This window comes from Mucilaginibacter sp., assembly GCF_041660805.1.
In the GTDB taxonomy this organism is placed as follows: domain Bacteria; phylum Bacteroidota; class Bacteroidia; order Sphingobacteriales; family Sphingobacteriaceae; genus Mucilaginibacter.
In genome coordinates, this window is the sequence record NZ_JBAZVP010000034.1 from 30,718 (window position 1) to 50,532 (window position 19,815).

The 19,815-nt window shown below is 40.5% G+C and carries 16 protein-coding genes and 1 pseudogene; 9 read left to right on the forward strand and 8 right to left on the reverse strand.

The window, feature by feature from the left end; translation table 11 throughout:
• Positions 1 to 74: 74 nt before the first annotated feature.
• Positions 75 to 626: a hypothetical protein gene (locus WC743_RS24740; protein ID WP_373016230.1), complete on the forward strand. Its 552-nt coding sequence runs from the start codon at positions 75 to 77 to the stop codon at positions 624 to 626.
• Between the two features lie 76 nt (positions 627 to 702).
• Here WC743_RS24740 and WC743_RS24745 read toward each other — a convergent pair whose 3' ends face one another.
• From WC743_RS24745 to WC743_RS24755, 3 genes are all read right to left on the reverse strand, one after another.
• The gene (locus WC743_RS24745) at positions 703 to 1,272 is read right to left on the reverse strand and encodes an AAA family ATPase (RefSeq protein WP_373016231.1); all 570 of its coding nucleotides are present in this window, start codon (positions 1,270 to 1,272) and stop codon (positions 703 to 705) included.
• A 64-nt stretch (positions 1,273 to 1,336) separates the two neighbouring features.
• Complete coding sequence (gene pnuC, locus WC743_RS24750; RefSeq protein ID WP_373016232.1) at positions 1,337 to 1,939, reverse strand: nicotinamide riboside transporter PnuC; 603 nt, start codon at positions 1,937 to 1,939, stop codon at positions 1,337 to 1,339.
• Between the two features lie 175 nt (positions 1,940 to 2,114).
• Positions 2,115 to 3,656 carry a Do family serine endopeptidase gene (locus tag WC743_RS24755; protein ID WP_373016233.1) on the reverse strand — a complete coding sequence of 514 codons (1,542 nt, stop codon included), beginning with the start codon at positions 3,654 to 3,656 and terminating at the stop codon, positions 2,115 to 2,117.
• 187 nt (positions 3,657 to 3,843) lie between these two features.
• On the opposite strand from WC743_RS24755, the gene dapF reads away from it, so the two are divergent.
• Positions 3,844 to 4,629 (forward strand): diaminopimelate epimerase, encoded by a 786-nt coding sequence (gene dapF / locus WC743_RS24760; RefSeq protein WP_373016234.1) that lies wholly within the window; start codon positions 3,844 to 3,846, stop codon positions 4,627 to 4,629.
• 168 nt (positions 4,630 to 4,797) lie between these two features.
• Positions 4,798 to 7,692 (forward strand): DEAD/DEAH box helicase, encoded by a 2,895-nt coding sequence (locus WC743_RS24765; RefSeq protein WP_373016235.1) that lies wholly within the window; start codon positions 4,798 to 4,800, stop codon positions 7,690 to 7,692.
• Between the two features lie 20 nt (positions 7,693 to 7,712).
• Here WC743_RS24765 and WC743_RS24770 read toward each other — a convergent pair whose 3' ends face one another.
• The gene (locus WC743_RS24770; RefSeq protein WP_373016236.1) at positions 7,713 to 8,591 is read right to left on the reverse strand and encodes a menaquinone biosynthesis family protein; all 879 of its coding nucleotides are present in this window, start codon (positions 8,589 to 8,591) and stop codon (positions 7,713 to 7,715) included.
• 69 nt (positions 8,592 to 8,660) lie between these two features.
• Complete coding sequence (mqnB, locus tag WC743_RS24775) at positions 8,661 to 9,317, reverse strand: futalosine hydrolase (protein WP_373016237.1); 657 nt, start codon at positions 9,315 to 9,317, stop codon at positions 8,661 to 8,663.
• Between the two features lie 77 nt (positions 9,318 to 9,394).
• Between mqnB and WC743_RS24780 the strand changes: the two genes are divergently transcribed.
• The 4 genes from WC743_RS24780 (at position 9,395) to WC743_RS24795 (ending at position 15,232) form a co-directional block, all read left to right on the forward strand.
• Positions 9,395 to 9,811 (forward strand): 6-pyruvoyl tetrahydropterin synthase family protein, encoded by a 417-nt coding sequence (locus tag WC743_RS24780; RefSeq protein ID WP_373016246.1) that lies wholly within the window; start codon positions 9,395 to 9,397, stop codon positions 9,809 to 9,811.
• A gap of 9 nt (positions 9,812 to 9,820) precedes the next feature.
• Entirely contained in the window at positions 9,821 to 10,459 is a 639-nt protein-coding gene (folE, locus tag WC743_RS24785; RefSeq protein WP_373016238.1) for a GTP cyclohydrolase I FolE, read from the forward strand.
• Positions 10,460 to 10,541: 82 nt separating this feature from the next.
• The gene (fabD, locus tag WC743_RS24790; RefSeq protein ID WP_373016239.1) at positions 10,542 to 11,426 is read left to right on the forward strand and encodes an ACP S-malonyltransferase; all 885 of its coding nucleotides are present in this window, start codon (positions 10,542 to 10,544) and stop codon (positions 11,424 to 11,426) included.
• Between the two features lie 65 nt (positions 11,427 to 11,491).
• The gene (locus WC743_RS24795; RefSeq protein WP_373016240.1) at positions 11,492 to 15,232 is read left to right on the forward strand and encodes an ATP-binding protein; all 3,741 of its coding nucleotides are present in this window, start codon (positions 11,492 to 11,494) and stop codon (positions 15,230 to 15,232) included.
• A 52-nt stretch (positions 15,233 to 15,284) separates the two neighbouring features.
• Here WC743_RS24795 and WC743_RS24800 read toward each other — a convergent pair whose 3' ends face one another.
• The gene (locus tag WC743_RS24800; RefSeq protein ID WP_373016241.1) at positions 15,285 to 16,202 is read right to left on the reverse strand and encodes a hypothetical protein; all 918 of its coding nucleotides are present in this window, start codon (positions 16,200 to 16,202) and stop codon (positions 15,285 to 15,287) included.
• A 252-nt stretch (positions 16,203 to 16,454) separates the two neighbouring features.
• Here WC743_RS24800 and WC743_RS24805 point away from each other — a divergent pair, with 252 nt between their 5' ends.
• Complete coding sequence (locus WC743_RS24805) at positions 16,455 to 18,008, forward strand: glycoside hydrolase family 10 protein (RefSeq protein ID WP_373016242.1); 1,554 nt, start codon at positions 16,455 to 16,457, stop codon at positions 18,006 to 18,008.
• Here the strand turns inward: WC743_RS24805 and WC743_RS24810 are convergent, their stop codons facing one another.
• Complete coding sequence (locus tag WC743_RS24810) at positions 18,009 to 18,803, reverse strand: hypothetical protein (protein WP_373016243.1); 795 nt, start codon at positions 18,801 to 18,803, stop codon at positions 18,009 to 18,011.
• A 113-nt stretch (positions 18,804 to 18,916) separates the two neighbouring features.
• Here WC743_RS24810 and WC743_RS24815 point away from each other — a divergent pair, with 113 nt between their 5' ends.
• Positions 18,917 to 19,435, forward strand: a complete 519-nt coding sequence (locus WC743_RS24815; protein WP_373016244.1) for a hypothetical protein — start codon at positions 18,917 to 18,919, stop codon at positions 19,433 to 19,435.
• A 7-nt stretch (positions 19,436 to 19,442) separates the two neighbouring features.
• Here the strand turns inward: WC743_RS24815 and WC743_RS24820 are convergent.
• Positions 19,443 to 19,815: pseudogene (locus WC743_RS24820) on the reverse strand (ATP-dependent DNA ligase); the annotation flags it as partial.

Here is a 19,815-nt window from a genome sequence, read left to right on the forward strand (position 1 = left end):
AATATCGCTGTTATAATGATGTTTGGTTAAACTATGCCGGTTATTGACTGTCATACCTACCAAACATACAAATTATGAAAAAGATCATTTTAACAGCCGCAATATTCGTAAGCCTTTTAACAGTTAAACAGGCAAATGCGCAAATAAGTATTAGCTTAAACATTGGTAGCCAGCCCGAGTGGGGCCCAACCGGTTATGACCATGCAGATTATTACTACATGCCTGATATTGATACCTATTATGATGTACCAGCACATCAGTACGTATATTTAGAGAACAATATATGGGTACGCAGGGTAGCATTGCCACCACGTTACAGCAACTATAACCTATATAGGGGTTATAAAGTAGTAGTTAATGAACGCAACCCTTGGTTACGCAACAATGTATACCGCACTAAATACGCGAATTACAGGGGCCGTACTGGTCAAACTATCATCCGCGATAGCCGTGATGCCAAATACCGTAACCATTGGACAGGCGACCGCAAAGAGATACGCAAGGACCGGAAAGAAGTACGCAACGACAGGAAAGAACTGCGTAATGATCGTAAAGATTATCGCAAGGACCGGAAAGACGACCGTAAAGATGACCGTAAAGACAATAAACAACATGGCCGTCCGTAATTATATAATATGTTAAAAAAAAAGCAGGCTCCTTTTTGGAGCCTGCTTTTTTTGTGTCGTAATTGTAAAGAGATCCTTAACCCAGCCCAGGATCGGGCAATCCCATAAACGCATCTATCGCCGCTACTGCCCTGTCATACCGCTCAGGGCCTGTGCCTGATATCAGCACGTAATTAGCATTAAGATCTACCAATTCCTTATGCCAAACCGCCATAAAATGTTCGCGCATGTGCGGGAAATCACGCAGTGGGTCTTCCTGCCAGGGCAAATCAATGTTTAACAACAAGTACAGATCATACGGGTGCCTGGGTAATTCATCAAGCACTTCCTGCGGCGAACGGCCAAACATTTGGTCGCTCCATATTTTTACGGTGATGAAGGTAGTATCACAAATCAGTATTTTATCCGCCTTTGGCGCAAGTTCTTTTTCCAGCTCTATTTGCCCGAAAAACATATTTATCTCATCCTGCCAGGTAGGCGGTTCAGTAAGTCTGGCGCAATAATCACGGGCATATTCCGGTACCCAAACCGTATTATAATGGTTGGCTAAATAGGCTGACATGGTAGACTTACCCGTTGACTCCGGACCAACTACAGCTATTTTTTTTACGTCGAATTTCGAACTTTCAATTTCGGATTGCTCCATTCTGTACTAATTTATAATCTTCATAATATCTTCAAATCCGAAATTGAACATTCGAAATCCGAAATCAGTTCACCTGTCTCTTCCAGTCCTTCTTCCAGTCAATATACCCCATAATGGCAATGCCTACATATATGGCGTACATTACTGCGGTAAGGTGCAAATCTTTATAAATGTATACCCCTATGTAAATAATATCTACAAAAACCCATATCAGCCAGTTCTCTATCACTTTTCGTGCTAAAAGCACCTGGGCAACAAGGCTGCAGGCGGTACAAAAGCTATCAATGTAAGGGTACGATGCAGTGGTATATTTTAATAACGACCCTAATATAAAGGTGAACAGTAGTATAGCCGGTATGGCAATAATTATTTCTTTTTGGGTAATGCGTGTTACAGGAGGCTTTTTTTCGCCCGCGGGTTTTTTGCTCCAATAATACCAACCATAAATATTCACTACAAAGAAATATACCTGCAGGCCCATATCTGCAAAAAGCCTCGCCTCAAAAAAAATGAAAATATAAATGGTAACACTGATGATAGCAATGGGCCAGTTCCAGATGTTGTTAATGGCAGCCAGGTAAACGCACAATAAGCCGGTTATTACACCAATTACTTCCAGCCAGTTTTGATGCTGCCACCAATCCTGCAGCATATGTACAATTTGCATGGTGTAAATATAAGTTTTTGTATGGCCCAAATAACAGAATATGTAAATGTGGGCCAGGTTGCAATCCTTTTACCAATACATAGCCGCTTAGCATGTGAGGCAAAATCATTAACCCGCTTTAAACAAAAAGCCCGGCTTTTGGCCGGGCTTATATTAACTTAAATCACTTGCTTAATTATTGTACTTCAAAAACGTTACTGAAGCTTCCACCATCAGGATAGTAACCGGTGATGATCAGTCGTCCGTTTCTTAGGTTGGTAATTACCTTGTCCATATCAGCAACGCTGCTTATTGGCTGTTTGTTGATAGAGGTAATGATTGACCCTACCGGAATTTCGGTATCATCAAAAATACCACCCGGGCGAACCTGGGTAACCATAACACCTGAGTTTACTTTGAATTTAGCTTTTTGAGCCTGGCTTAAAGGCTGGAAGCTTGCACCCAACTTGTTAAACAATTCAGATGCTGATTTTGACACCGCTGCGGCTTTTGGTGCAGGGGCATCAGCTTTAAGTGTAACGGTAAAATTTTTCTCGCTGCCGCCTCGTAAAACGGTCAGGTTAATTTTATCGCCCGGCTGTAAGCGGCCAACACGTTCTTGCAAATCTGATGATTCGTAAACGGTGTTTCCTTCAACTTTAGTGATAATATCACCTGTTTGTAACCCTGCTTGTTGTGCACCACCACCCGGTATCAGGCTATTTATGTATAACCCGTTTGTTTTATCGGTTTTAATGCTTTGTGCAACTTCTGCATCGCTTAGGTCGGCAAAGCTTATACCAATGTATCCGCGTTTAACAGAACCGAATTTTTTAATGTCATTTAAAACCTTTTTAGCCAGGTTAACCGGGATAGCGAAGCCATAACCCTCATATGAGCCGGTATGTGATGCAATAGCCGCGTTAATACCTATCAATTCGCCGGCTGTGTTTACCAATGCACCGCCGCTGTTACCAGGGTTAATGGCGGCATCGGTTTGAATGAATGACTCAATACCTTTTTTTAACGAAGGCTCTTGTTGCCTAACCGGGAACGGGCTGTCTTCATCGTCGTTACCGCGGCCAACAATACCAAGGTTACGGCCTTTAGCACTAACAATACCTGCGGTTACTGTTGAGTTAAGCTTAAAAGGGTTACCTACGGCTAACACCCACTCACCCACTCGTACAGCATCAGAATTACCTAATTTTACTATCGGCAGGTTGGTTGCCTCTATTTTAATAAGGGCAAGATCCGTGTTAGGATCGGTACCAATTACTTTGGCCAAAAAACTACGGTGATCGTTGGTAACAATCGTAATTTTCTCTGCTTTTTCTACCACGTGGTTATTAGTTACAATGTAACCATCAGGAGAAATTATAACACCTGATCCTGATGCCATCTGCGGGCCCCGGGGGCGCATACGCTGGCCGAACATCTGTCCAAACATTTGCTCGAACTGATCCTGGCTATCTTCTGACTTACTTGCATAAGTTGTACGAATGTAAACTACCGCGGGTGTAACCTCGGCTGCGGCCTGTGTAAAATCAACCGAACCGGCTGATGATACCATTGCTGTTGTTGACGGATTAACCGAATGGTTACTGGCAAAATATACCTTTTGTTTGTCTTCAAGGCTCATATTGTCGGCATACTTGTTCTCAATAACTTTGTATACGCCTAACGCCATGGCACCACCTACAAAGGCGGTTAATAATGTTAAACCAATTTTTTTCATATGTTTATTCACTTTCCTTTTACGGTTTGTATTATTTGTATAACAAATTTAATACCATATAGACGATATTATCAATGATAAGTTATATCCTATTTTGTTAAAATTTGTTAAATTGAAATAAACCTAACCTAATTTTTGTTACGCCCTGTTATAGTTATCTTTGCTGCATACTAATATAACAAACGCTGTGCATTTAAAGTTTTATAAATACCAGGGAGCCGGAAATGATTTCATCTTAGTTGATAACAGGCAAAATGCTGCAAATCAGCTTAGTAAAGAGGTTATTGAAAAGCTATGTGACCGGCGTTTTGGTGTAGGTGCCGATGGCCTGATGCTATTAGAGGGCCTGGAAGGTTACGATTTTAAAATGGTTTACTACAATGCCGACGGTAACGAGGGCAGCATGTGTGGTAATGGCGGGCGCTGTATTGTTGCTTTTGCTAAACACCTGGGTATTATTACAAAAACGACAAAATTTCTTGCGACCGATGGCCCGCATCATGCCAAAATTTCAGAAGATGGCAAATGGGTAAGCCTGCAAATGATAGATGTAAAAGAAATTACCCGTGACGGTGAGGCTTATGTATTAAACACAGGTTCACCACATTATGTAAAATTGGCAGCTGATCTTGCAAATAAGGATGTTTACAGTGAAGGCCACGCTATCCGTAATAATGCCACTTATAAAACAGATGGCATTAACGTAAACTTTACTGAAAAGGATGGCGATAGTTATTTTGTACGCACATTTGAACGGGGTGTTGAAAACGAAACCTATGCCTGTGGCACGGGTGTAACCGCTGTTGCATTAGCTATGGCAAAACATAACCAGCAGTTTGGTACTATAAGCACGCCTATAAAAGTTTTAGGCGGCAAGCTCAATATCCGCTTTGATCACAATGGTGACGAATTCAGCAATATATTCCTGGAAGGCCCTGCGGAGTTGGTTTTTGAGGGAGAGATAGATCTTTAAGAGATCATTGGGCAAATTTCTATGGTGCTTTCCTGGAGCGTTAATGATCTGATAATGTAATGATCTTAAAAAATTCATACCCGAAAATTTTCAGGTATGGATTTTTTAGTTTACGTTTGAATTTTTTGTTGATGTAGCTTTCATTAATTTTTTACCTAAAGAAAGTTAATGTTACGCGTAGACAGCAGCAAACCATGCCAAATAATTTATGCCATTGCCCGGCATGATTACCTGTCGTACGTTATTGAGCCGCATGTTGTACAGCTTAATCCCAACGGAGAATTTTCATTTACCCACCAGCGTTTATTCAGTAATACAGCCGAAGAATTTGCACAATGTATTGATGATACCGACCGTAAGCTGATCAAGATCCTTGAAGATATTGAGCAGGGTAACATCATTAAAAAATTCTATAAGAAACCTATCCGCCCGTTTGAATTTTTTGCCAAAGTTTTTAACGACCAGCTTTTTGATATCATCCGCCCAAAAATGGAAAAAAAGTTATCAGAGGCTTTGGGCTTGTTATGCAATAAGCAAATTTACCTGATGAGCAAGGAAGGTTACCCGGCCGGCCGTAAACTGCAGATAGCCGATGAGGCTGCATCAGTACTATTCCACTTTAGGCGAAACGAGGAAGAGATCCGTTATTTCCCAACTATTAAGTACCAGGGCATGCGCATCGAATTTATGTTTAAGGATGCCGAGATCATTTGCAACCATCCTGCCTGGATGCTGCTGGACGATACCCTGTACTATTTCGACAAAGAGATTGAGGGCAAGAAACTACTTCCTTTCCTTAACAAGCGTTATATCTCTATTCCCAAATCATCAGAAGTATCTTACTTTGAAAAATTTGTGGCCCCGCTTATAGAAAAACATAATGTATACGCCGAGGGCTTTACCATCAATACTGAAAAACACGAAGCAACTGCGGTTTTAAAACCTATATATGTAGAAGGGGGCACTTCACAGCTGCAGCTTTATTTTAAATATGCGGGCTATGTTTTCCCTTACGGGGATGGCAGGCATGTATCGGTACGCATGGAACGTAATGGCGACGATTACCTTTTTCACCGTATAAAACGTTCTGTAACCTGGGAGAAGGGCAAACTACAGCAATTGGAAGCCATGGGCCTGCAAACGGTATCAACCCTGTTCCAAAACCTGGAAGTTGCCGGGCATGATGAAGAGGGCGACCGCTCATTCCCCGTATTTGAGTGGCTTAATCAGCACCATGATCAATTAATTGAAATGGGCTTTGAACTTGAGCAGCCCGACGGGCAAAAACGCTACGTTTTTGGCAATACCAAGATAGACCTGGAGATAACCGAAAATAACGATTGGTTTGATATTAATGCAGTGGTGTATTTTGGCCCATACCGGATCCCGTTCATCCAGCTAAAAAATCATATCCTTAATCACAAGAAGGAATTTGTACTGCCATCTGGCGAAATAGCGGTTATACCTGAGCAATGGTTCTCGCAGTATGGCAACCTGCTGCATTTTAGCGAGGGTGGCGATCATTTAAAACTGCGCAGGCATCATTTAGGCTTAGTGAATGAACTGCAGGATGGCGAGATGGCAGAGATAGCCATGAGCCGCAAGCTGCAAAAACTTACTGATTTTGAAGAGACCGAAGATGTGCCTATGCCGGTAAACTTTGCAGGTAGCTTAAGGCCATACCAAAAAGCGGGCTACAACTGGTTCCACTTTTTAAAGGAGTACCATTTTGGGGGCTGCCTGGCAGATGATATGGGTTTAGGAAAAACGATACAAACCCTTGCCTTGCTGCAAAAACACAAAGAGGATACGGAAGAAGCCGGTAATAAAAGCACATCGCTGGTTATTATGCCTACCTCGCTTATATATAACTGGTTGAACGAAGCCAAAAAATTTGCTCCGCAGCTTCGCTTAATGGTGCACACCGGCGCGTTCAGGTACAAATCTGCAGAGGTATTTGCCAATTATGATGTGGTGATAACCACCTACGGCATTAGCCGGATAGATATTGAAATGTTTAAGGCATATTACTTTGACTATGTAATATTGGATGAGAGCCAGAATATTAAAAACCCCTCATCAAAATCATTCCAATCGGTAAGGCAGTTAAAATCGAGGTTTAAACTGATACTGAGCGGTACACCGGTAGAAAACTCGGTGAACGATCTGTGGACGCAGATGTCGTTCATTAACCCCGGCTTGTTAGGTGCACAGCAGTTTTTTCAGAATGAGTTTGTTACCCCGATAGAAAAGAAAAAGGATGAAGATAAAGCCCGAAAGTTGCAGGCAATTATCAAACCTTTTGTGCTTCGCCGTACCAAAGAGCAGGTGGCAACAGAGCTGCCGCCAAAAACGGAGACCTTGTTTTATTGCCAGATGAGCGATGAGCAGGCCGAAGTATATGACAAGGTAAAATCTGAATACCGCAATGAGCTGTTAAAAAGCCTGGAAGATGGCACTTACGCCAAAACGCAGATACAGGTATTGCAAGGGCTAATAAAGCTGCGGCAAATTGCCAATCATCCATCAATGATAGATGCGGATTATGAGGGCGACTCGGGCAAGTTCGAGAATGTGGTGCATACGCTTTCCAATGTTTTAGATGGCGGGCATAAGGTGTTGATATTTTCGCAATTTGTAAAGCAGCTAACCATTTACCGTAATCACTTTGATAAAGAGGGCATCCCGTATGTGTACCTTGATGGCAGCACCCAAAACCGTGGCGATGTGGTTAAGCAGTTTCAGGAAGATAAAAAGACAAGGGTGTTCCTGATCTCCATAAAAGCCGGTGGCGTGGGCCTTAACCTAACAGAAGCCGACTACGTATTTATACTTGACCCATGGTGGAACCCTGCTGTTGAACAGCAAGCTATTGACCGTACCCACCGCATTGGCCAAACCAAAAACGTGTTCATCTATAAATTTATCACTAAAGATACTGTAGAAGAAAAGATATTGGCTTTGCAGCAGCGTAAGCTAAGTGTTGCGCGCGCGCTTATCACTACCGAAGAAAGCTTTATCAAATCGCTGTCTGCAGAGGATATAAAAGAGATTTTGGGATAGTAGCGGCAATTAGGCGATTTTTAAGCTATCGGCGGATTCAAAAACAGGTTCTCACGTATCTCCGGAATAATGCCTTTTTCTAATGCGGTATCAAATAAGAGTTTAACGGCCTTTTTTCCTTCAGCACCTAAATCAACCGAGAATTGATTGACGTAGAGCTCAATGTGCTTGTACATTACTTCTTCGCTCATTTCCTGAGCATGTGAACGGATATACTCCAATCCGGATTTTGGATTAGCAAACGCGAACTCAACCGAACGTTGCAATACCCGGTTTATTTTATGCTGCACATCTAACGGCAAATTGCGGTTAGCCACAATACCGCCAAGAGGGATAGCACAGCCGGTACGTTTTTCCCAAAAATCGCCCAGATCAATTATCTTATGAAGGCCTTTATCCTGATAAGTAAAGCGGTTTTCGTGAATGATGAGGCCAATATCAATGCGCCCATCTAAAACAGCGTTTTCAATATCAGAGAATACGATCTCCTGCTTGTTGGTAGCATCCGGAAAAGCCAGGCTCAGTAAAAAATTAGCCGTAGTGTATTTGCCGGGGATACCGATTAGCGGATTTACGATTTCGGATTTACGATTTACGATTTGCCCCTTCTCTAAATCCGAAATTGAAATTTCGAAATCCGAAATCAACAGCGGGCCAACACCAAAACCAAGCGCGCTGCCTGCATCCAGCAAAATATATTTATCGGCTGCGTAGGCAAAGGCATGGTAGCTTAACTTGGTAATATCCAGTTCGCCACGGAAGGCCTTTTGGTTTAGCGTTTCTACATCATCATAAAACACTTCAAAATCCAGTCCTTCGGTATCAATTTTATGGTGGATAAGTGCATCGAAAATAAAAGTATCGTTAGGGCAAGGCGAAAAGCCAATGGTTAGTTTCATGGTGTTTGGTTGTAAAAGTTGTAGTTGTTGTAAGGGTTAAAAAGGGCGAAAATTAAAACACTCCAACCTTTATAACGTTTTCAACCTTTTCAACAACTCCACAGCAAATGTATTCAGATTTTTAACGGCAAGCCCTATCTGCCAATTATCGCGGTTGCGTTTTTCAACATAATTTGACACTGCCCTGATCTGCAGACAAGGCACACCAGCTTCTTTACAAGCATAAAAAAAGGCGGCGCCCTCCATACTTTCTGTTTGCGGGTTTAAGCGCGTTTGTATTTTTTGAATAGATGCCTCATTGCCGTGTACGGTGTTTACGGTTATGGCGGCAGCTTGTTTCAGATTGCATCCCCCGTAAATATTAGCAAGGTTTTCAGTTGCTGTAAATGTACTTTCTCCAAACCCCATCTGGCTGATGGGAAGAAAAGTGTCATCATCTTCAGCACCTAATTCAGCAAGTGTATCTTCGGTAATTTCAACAACATCTCCCAGGGCAATGTTGCGGTCAAAGCTGCCGGCAATACCAAGGTTTATAGCCAGGTCATATTGGTTTGCGGCCAGTTCGCGGCCCAAAGCATAGGCTGTTGCCACCATGCCTACGCCCGTTATGAGAAGTTGAAAGTTGAAAGTTGAAGGTTGAAAGTTTGTGGCATTTTGTAGGCTTTCCACTTTTAACTTTAAACTTTCAACTTCAAAAGAAGTTGCTGCTACAAACAATATTCGCATATATCGTTTTTTTTGACAGCTAAGATAAAACAACTCGCCTGTTTTTGTTTTGTATATTTGCACCATTAATTGCTATGATGATACATATTACGCGCAAAGAACATTTTAACGCGGCACACAGGATGTACCGTGAGGAATGGAGCGCAGAGAAAAACTTTGAGGTGTTTGGCAAATGTGCCAACCCTAACTGGCACGGCCATAATTACAACTTGTTTGTAACCGTAAAAGGAGAAGTGACCCATGCAACCGGTTATTTGATAGATCTGAAAGAATTGAAGATCATCATTAATGAGTATGTGATAGAAAAGCTTGATCATAAGAACATTAATAAAGATGTTGATTTTATGGCAGGCAAAATGGCATCAACCGAGTTGCTCACTATTGAGATATTTAACCAGTTAAGAGGGCCTATAGAGGCCTATCCGGGTGTATTTTTGCATTCGGTTAGATTGTACGAAACAGAAAATAATTCTGCCGAATACTTTGGCGGATAAACCTAATCCATGATCAACGACGATAACATTCCAGACAGGGACGCGGGCATTAATGGCTACCAAAAAATTGACCGCTATAACCCGGAGCTGATACAAAACCTGTCTGCCAATTACCTTGAGGTATTAAAACAGATAGGCGAAAATCCAGGGCGCGAAGGTTTGCTGAAAACGCCCGAACGTATAGCCAAAGCCATGCTTTATCTTACACATGGTTATGATCTTGATGCAAACGAGATAATGAAATCGGCCATGTTTAAAGAAGAATACAGCCAAATGGTGATTGTAAAAGACATTGAGGTATACTCTATGTGCGAACACCACATGCTGCCATTCTTTGGTAAAGCGCATGTGGCCTATATCCCTAATGGCTATGTTGTTGGCTTAAGCAAAATACCGCGTATAGTTGATGTATTTGCCCGCCGTTTACAGGTGCAGGAACGTTTAACCAACGAAATACGCGATTGCATACAAGAAACGCTAAACCCAATAGGTGTGGGTGTGGTTATTGAATGCCGCCACCTTTGCATGAGTATGCGTGGCGTACAAAAACAAAACTCGGTAACTACCACATCGGCATTTACGGGCGAGTTTTTAAAAGAAAAAACCAGGACAGAATTTTTAAATCTGATCTCGTCGAGATTAAGTTAGTATAGAAAATGGTTGATTGAGAGAATGGTTAACGCTTTTAACTATTCACTTAATCAACTTTAATCAACCAATAACCAAATAAATGAAAGCATACATTTTCCCAGGGCAGGGCGCCCAGTTTCCGGGTATGGGCAAGGACCTTTACGAGCAAAGTGAACAAGCACGTGAATTATTTGAAAAGGCTAACGAAATTTTAGGGTTCCGCATAACTGATGTAATGTTTGATGGTACCGAAGAAGACCTGAAGCAAACCAATGTTACACAGCCTGCCATATTTCTGCACTCGGTTATTTTAGCCAAAGTTTTAGGTGACGATTTCGCACCTGAAATGGTTGCAGGTCATTCACTGGGCGAATTTTCAGCGCTGGTTGCGGCCGGTGCATTGTCGTTTGAAGACGGCTTGCGTTTGGTTGCGGCGCGCGCCAATGCTATGCAAAAAGCCTGCGAGATCCAGCCCTCAACAATGGCTGCTATTTTAGGGCTGGATGATTTTACGGTTGAGGATATTTGTCAGCAGCTTACCGATGTTGTTGTTCCGGCAAACTATAACTGCCCGGGCCAGCTGGTAATATCGGGCACAATTGCAGGCGTTGATGCTGCCTGCGAAAAAATGACCGCAGCGGGCGCTAAACGCGCTTTAAAATTAAACGTAGGCGGTGCTTTCCATTCGCCGTTAATGGAATTGGCACGGGTTGAATTAGAAGACGCCATTTTACAAACAGAATTCAAAGAACCCATTTGCCCTGTATATCAAAATATTGACGCCAAGCCATATACCGATATTGAGCATATAAAGCATAACCTTATAGCCCAGCTAACCGGGCCGGTTAGGTGGACACAAACAGTAATGCATATGCTGGATGACGGTGCAACCTCCTTTACGGAAGTAGGGCCGGGAAAAGTATTGCAGGGCCTGGTAAAAAAGGTAAACAGAGAAGTAGCCACAGCAAGTGCTGCCATACAATAAATTACAAAGCCATCGTTATGATGGCTTTAGTTTTATAAACGTTTTTTTAAGTAGATTTAAACAGAGTGACCACCGCCGGAAAAATACGTATACTGCTGGTTGTGCTATTTGCCAGTTTATTGTTTACAGCAATTGTTGTTGAAAAAACATATACACCTGCAAATAATCTTGCGCAAACAGCACGCGTACTCGAAAAAAATCTACATGAAAAAGAAAACTACGTTTATGACATCATAAACAATAAAAAGTCTTTTGATGAGATAAAGCAGCTTTCTTTTAACTCTCCAAATGCGGCAAATTTTATTAATGATTATACTATTATTAAAAGAATTTGGGTCCTCACGTATAAAAACGACCAACTATATTTTTGGAGCGGCGTTAAAGCATTGCCCAACCCCAATAAGATAAAAGAAGGTTGTTCGTTTATGAAACTTCCAAACGGATATTATGAGGTCATAAAAAAAACGCAGGGAGATTTTAAGGCACTGTTTCTTATCCCTGTAAAAAACAATTACGCGTTTGAGAACAAATACCTCGAGAACTCTTTTGCCACCGGCATTAGTGATGACAAGAACATTGATATAGCCGATTTTATTGATAGGGATATTTATGCGATACATGATGTAAATGGCACCTATCTTTTTTCGGTAAAGCTGATTAAAGGCAGGGTTAACAACCATTTTTTTTACTTTGAAATATTTATCTGGGTTACATCAATACTCACCCTTTGCATATTTATACATAATATTATAACCTACCTGGCCAATAAAAAAAACCATGTGTACCTGTCGTTATTGGTTTTGGCTGTATTTATTGTACTCTTCAGGTTTGTTAATCTGCATTATGGCTGGCCATATTTTACACAGCAGCTAACGCTGTTCAATCCTATATTTTATGCATCAAGTTATGTATATCCTTCGTTAGGCGATTTATGCATTAATATATTAGCTATATGCTGGTTTGTGGGCTTTTTATACACACAGCGCAATAAGCTCATTAGCAATGTTCCGGGTAAGGTTAGCAGTTATTTAATATTTATTACCAGCCTGCTTGTACTTATCGTTACTTCAACAATGCTGCTCAACCTGTTTTACGGATTGGTTATCAACTCCAAGATCAACTTTGATGTAAACAATGTTTTAAACCTTACCACATTTAGCTTACTTGGTGTGTTAATGTTGTGTTTTGGCTTCCTGATATTTTTTTTACTAAACGAGGTAATACTTACAATTTACACTAAGCTGGATATCCCTCCATTACAGCAGGCAATAATGCTGTTAGCAGCACTTGTTATTGCTACTGCTGTGGCAACCTATTTAAATGGCTTTACTTTGTTTTACATACTTTGGGGGGCATTGGTTTTTATAAGAGGATATGCGTATGTGTTTTATGACAGGAAGTTTAGCGCGGCATCTTTTATTAGCATCGTATTAATATGCGCTGTTATATCAGCTATAAAGCTTAATTATTTTGAATCGATTAAGGAACGGGAAACCCGCAAGGTATTGATACAACGGCTGGAGATACCGGATGACCTAACTGCCGATATCCTGTTTAAAAAAGTAGAAAAACAGATAATTATTGACCCTTTTATTGCCAGGTATTTTATTACTAATGACCATGATAACGATTACCTGAAAGTACGTTTACAAAAACTGTATTTTGACCGGTACTTATCTAAGTACGACTTTAAGGTTCATGAATTTAATGAATTTAACAAGCCAATATCTGCAGATAAAAGCTACTCGCTTGAGAACTTTAAGGATCTGGTGGTTTATAGCTCATTTAAAGTATCTGATTATTTTTACCGGGAGAATGATTCGTTTGGTATTCAAAGCTACTTTGCCATATTACCGGTAATTGATAACGGTAAAAACTTAGGCACAATAGTAATTGAACTACGATCAAAACCATTTCTTGCTGCCGGAACTTTTCCGGAGCTATTAATAGACAAGGACATTAAACCAGAGAATGAATTTAAAGATTATTCTTACGCGTTTTATACTGATAACCGGCTGATAGGGCAAAACGGCAGCTATATTTATAGTGTAATTAACAAAACCTTTAAAGGGGAGTTAAAAAAATACACCATTCAAACCAATAGAGGCGTTGATTCTGTTGGTTTTGATCAGTTTACTAAATATAGCCACTTGCTATACAAGCCCAGCGAACGTAATTTAATTGTTGTTAGTAAAGAAGAAAATGCCTTCCTGTCAACCCTTACTGCGCTTACTTTCTTTTTTGTTTTCTTACTGGTATTTAGCGCGGTTGTTATTTTAATACGCTTGCTGTGGGTAAAAGTGAAGATATTTAACATTAATAATAACCGTATAAACTGGAGCTTTAAAATAAACTTTGATAGGATATTATACAAAACGCGCATACAGTTTTCTATGATATTTGCAGTGGTAATAACGCTTGTACTGGTAGGTTTTATAACATTTATATCAATAAGCACCCAATACCAGGTGCAGCAGGATAGGCTCATCCGCTCTAAGATCATGCAGCTTGCCGCTGCATTAGAAATTGGGCCGTTAAAAAACTATATTAACAATATTACTGAAGAAGGCAGGGTAGGATTTGATCAGTTATCATCCACCTATTCGGCAGATATGACCCTGTTTAATTTGAATGGGACGCCGTTAATATCAACGCAACCAAAAATATATGAATATGGTTTACTTGCGCGCAGAATTAATGCAAAGGCTTATATCGCTTTAAGCGCCCAGCAAAAATCTGAGGTAATTAATGAAGAAAAAATTGGCGGGTTAAAGTACAAAGCGGCTTATGTACCAGTAAGGAATGTAAAACACGAAACAATAGCCTACCTGCAGCTGCCTTATTTTGCCAACGAAAGCGATTATACCGAACGTATTGGCTCGCTGCTTAACATTATGATAAATGTTTATGCATTGGTATTTATTGCTATTGGTTTATTTGCTGTAATTATTGCCCGCCAGATAACCGCCCCGCTAAACTTCATACAATACAACTTAAGTAAAACCATATATGGCAAAAAAAACGAGCCTATTATGTGGGAACGTAATGATGAGATAGGCGCACTGGTTAAAGAGTATAACAATATGATTGCCGCACTGGAAAACAGCGCCATAAAGCTGGCACAGTCTGAAAGGGAAAGCGCGTGGCGCGAAATGGCTAAGCAGGTTGCCCATGAAATAAAAAACCCTCTTACGCCTTTAAAACTGGGTTTACAGCTGCTGGATAAATCATGGAAGGACAAAGACCCTAAGTTTGACCAAAAGTTTGAACGCTTTAGCAAATCATTTGTTGAGCAGATAGAAAGCCTTTCGTCCATCGCATCAGAGTTTTCGGCCTTTGCAAAGATGCCTGATACACGTATTGAGCGGATAAATATTTTTGAAATGCTGAACCAGGCAGTAACCATATTTAAACATATGGATAATGTTACCATACAGGTACAGCTTCCCGAAAATGCTTTTTATATAGGTGCAGACCGTGACCAGTTATTGCGTTGTTTTAATAACCTTTTAAAAAATGCTATTGAGGCAACCCCGCAAGACACACAATGCATTATCGGGATTGAGTTTCTGATCACGAGCAAGAACATACTGCTTACCATTAAAGATAATGGCAACGGCATACCTGAAAACATGCGTGAGAAGATCTTTGAGCCTAACTTTACCACCAAAAGCTCGGGTACGGGGCTGGGCCTTGCATTTGTTAAAAACTCAATAGAGAATGCTAACGGTAAAATTTGGTTTGAAACCACCATTGGCATAGGCACTACATTTTATCTAAGCTTTCCCGCTGCAGATGTGGCATAAAAAAACCCGGTTATGCAAAACATAACCGGGTTTTTAATATCAAAGCCCTTGCTTATTTAAGCGTAATTTCTGTTTTACCCATTGTAAAGCCATCGGCATACAGTAATACGGTGTAAGTACCTTTCTGAAAAGGCGATGGATTAACCCAGTCAATAATATAACCGCTGCCATCATCTTTAAAATCAATAGCTGTTTTATAGGTGTATTGCAGGTCCTGGCTATCGGCATTAAATGTGCCTGAATCAGGTTGAGTAATGAGGTTACCTGTTGGGTCTATAATACGCACATAAATATCATGCATGCCTTTTTCTGCAACAGCATTGCTGGCAACATTAAAGTTTATTTTTATTTTTTGGGCCTGCTTGGCCTTGGTCACGTCAGATTCTTTACCGCTGTTCTTTACCTTATAGGCAACAACATTAGCACTGCCAATTTTTATTGCCGATGCTACTTTTACCTTGGTATCAAGCTCCTGGTTTTGTTTTTCAAGTGTGGTAGCTTTTTCGCTTACACTGGCCAGGTTGGTTTTTAAGGTATCGCGTTCGGTAGCTAAGGTTACGTTTTCCTTTTTCAGCTCTTCAATATCGGCAGTGTATTTAGTTACAAAATACCTTAACTGTTTAATATCTTCCTGCGCTTTATTCAATTCGGCAACTGTTAGTTTACCTTTTGCCAGTTCACTTCTTAAAACCTTAATTTTAGCCCTCAGCGAATCATTTTTGGCCTGCATTGCTACAGTCATTTTTGCACGGCCGGCATTTACCTGCTCTATTTGGGCCTCAAGGCTGTCAAGTTCGGTCTGCAATCTTGTTTTTTCATCGTTCTGGTAAACGATTTTTGTATCCGATTTATTTTTTTGAGTATATAAATATACATCTGTACCTAACAACGCCACCACTACGGCTATAAGAAAGTAAATAACATTCGAATTTTTTTTAGGGGCTTGTTCTGGTTGGGGTTGGTATTCCATGGTTTAATAATTAAAGTTATTAGCAACAACGGGTTGTGTCAATTACTATGGTTTCTTTTTTTATCTAAATTAAATATAAGCAAAATAGAAATAAAAAATATAAAAATCTGTTTGCCTATGTTACAATTGTATTGCGGGCTAAAGTAACTACAATATGACTAAAACACAAAATGCCTGTTTTTATTATATTAATAATAAAACTGCTAAACAATCAGTTTATATATTTGCAACTTTTAATAAAACATCTGCTTAATGCATTTATACAAATACCTTCTGTCTTTAGTTTGCTTTTCACTAACATTCTCATTAACATTTGCTCAAACAGTTACACAAGAGGAGATTATTAAAACCGAACCCAAGCGCGAATTCCGGGGTGTTTGGATGGCCACCGTAGTAAACCTGGACTGGCCGCAAAATGCCAAAGCTACAACAGAAAGTCAAAAAAAAGATCTTACAGATCAGCTAAACTCTTATCAGCAAACCGGTATTAACGCGGTAATGTTTCAGGTGAGGCCCGCTGCCGACGCTTTCTACGCGAAAAGCCGTGAACCGTGGTCAAAATATTTAACCGGGGTACAGGGCCGGGCACCAAATCCATTATATGACCCGCTGGAATTTGCCACAACCGAGGCGCATAAACGCGGGATGGAATTGCATGCCTGGTTTAATCCATACCGGGCTACTTTTGATGGTAAGTTTAATACCCTTGCGCCAAACCACATCACCCGCACCAAGCCAGAGTGGTTCTTTATTTACGAAGGCATAAAACTATTTAATCCCGGTTTGCCTGAAGTGCGCGAATATATAGTTCAGGTAATATTGGATGTGGTTAAGAATTACGATGTTGACGGCATTCATATGGATGACTATTTTTATCCGTATCCCATTAAAGGACAGATTATTAATGATGCTGATGCTTACGCCAAATACGGCGAAGGCTTTGATGATATACGCGACTGGCGGCGGGATAACGTTGATAAGCTGATTCATATGCTTGGCGACAGCATTCATAAATATAAACCGAACATGAAATTTGGTATCAGTCCCTTTGGGATCTGGGCCAATATAAGGCAACACCCTGATGGTTCTGAAACCGCCGGCGGCTCATCATATTTTGAGAACTTTGCAGATTCACGTAAATGGATGCAAGAAGGCTGGATAGATTACATAAACCCACAAATTTACTGGCATATTGGCTATCGCCCGGCAGCATTTGATAAGCTACTGTATTGGTGGAGCAATAACACCTACAACCGGCATTTATATATTGGGCAGGCGCCATATAAATTTTATGAAGCCCGGAGCCCGGCTTTCAAAAATCCGTCTGAGATACCTAACCAGCTGCGGCTGATCCGTGCAAACCCACGGGTACAGGGGAGTGTATATTTCCGGTCATTAAACTTGGTAGCCAATGCCAACCATTTGTCTGATTCATTAAAGAAAGACTTTTATCGTTATCCGGCATTACCACCACCAATGCTATGGCTGGATTCTGTGCCGCCAATGCCTCCTCAAAATTTCACAGGGAAAACAGAAGGCAAAGGTGTTTTATTAAAATGGGAAACACCGTTAATTGCCCAGGATAACGAACCGGTTTATGGTTATGTAATATACCGCTTTGGCGAAAACGAAAAGTTTAATATGGAGGATCCAAAGAATATTTTACACATTCAATACGATACCACAGCCATTTACCAGGATACAAATGTGCAAGCCGGAAAAACGTATTTTTATGTAGTGACCGCCATTGATAGGTTAAAGAATGAAAGTGAGCGGTCGCCAACTATAGTGGTGGCGGCGAAGTAGCTATCGTTCAAGTATATATCCGCGATGGGCAAGATAGCTGAGATAGATATCCAGCTCACTATCACCCATCCCATAGATCTTTTCGGTTTGCCAAAAGGCGCTATAGATTTCGTGTTTATTGGTGATGCCGCTTTTATAAATATCAAGCAGTTTTTGATGGATGTAATTCAAACCATTTTCATTAACCTGTAAGCGTTTCAAATGCGCCTGCATTGCCAATTTCAATTGTTGCAGGTTTCCCCAAAATAGTGTTTCATTCAGCCATATTTTTAAGGCTTCGGCATTATTGTTTACATATAAATTCCATGCCTGGGTGGCAAGGGTAAAGTCATATTTCCCTAATTGCACCCGGATGGTATCATACAGGTATTCCAGCTGTTCGCCGTTTAATTCGCCCATTCCGCCAAAGTTTTCGATGCCCGGAAATTCGGCCGGACAAATGAGGTAAATGGCCGGTGCAGATAAATTGGTTTGCTGCTCAAGCAGCATCATGGCGCCTAACAGGTTTATTTGGCAATGCAGATCATACTCAAACCACAAGTTTATTTCATGATAAGGCTCGTTTAATTTTTCAAGATGAACAATCACCCTATCATGATAGTGTTCGGGTGTTTCATCAAATGTTTTGCAGATAAATTCAGAACGCTTCTCCCAAAAATCAGCAGAAGAAACATTTTTTGATACCGGGCCTTCAGATAAAACCTCGCGCCAAATCATTGTATCACCATCAAGACCCGTTTGTTCAAAGCCACTTAAGGTAGAATCTCCGTTCAGTATGTGCAGAATCTCATTCATTTAACAAGTTTGCCACTAAAATAACTATATTTAAGTCAACAGCAGACAATCACCTTATGAGTTTTTTCAGGAACCTTTTTCGCCAAAAACAACCACTTGCTAAACCTACCTCAATGATAGACAAGGTTAAGGCAATGACAAATCAAGAACTACGTGACGCTTCAAGTCTTAGTAAATTAAAAATTGATTTATTAACAAAGACAATAAGCGCAGTTGATTTTGATTCCAATGAAATAGGTTTCTTTACTCTATTCAAACTGTCGAAAAAAAACATTGATACGGGAAAATTGGAGGAGTTTAATGAGTTAATTAATAAATACATTAAAACGGAGATGTCTTTTCTATCTTCCGTAAGGGCTTTTTCTGAACTGCCAGAAGACAGCTACGATACCTGGATAATTTTAGAGATTATAAAAATTATAAGGCCCGATGTTGATATCAATCATATTACACCTATAATCAATAATGATAGAAAGCAAAGGACAAAACTTCGCAAAATTGAAAAGTTCATAATTGATAATTATATTCAATTCCGAGAAGGTGATTTACTAAAGAATACGAATGAATGGGAGCGTGTTGAAAAAGAGTCCTATAGATCTTCTATGGAGGTAATGTTTCATTTAAGCACTTAGTTTCTATTTATTCATTTAATAAAGCTTTTAAACTCTCTAATGTATCGGCTTCTTCTTTGGGCTTATCGTGCCGCCAGCGCAATATACGCGGAAAACGCAAAGCAATGCCCGATTTATGGCGGGTTGATCTATTAATCCCTTCAAACCCTATCTCAAAAACCAGCTCGGGTTTTACCGTACGTACCGGGCCAAATTTTTCAAGAGTATTCCGTTTGATGAAATAATCTACCTTGTTAATTTCCTGATCAGTAAGGCCGGAGTAGGCTTTAGCAAATGGCACCAGTTTATCGCCATCCCATACGGCAAAGGTGTAATCAGTATACAAATCGGCACGCCTGCCGTGGCCCTTTTGGGCGTATATCATCACCGCATCAACAGAC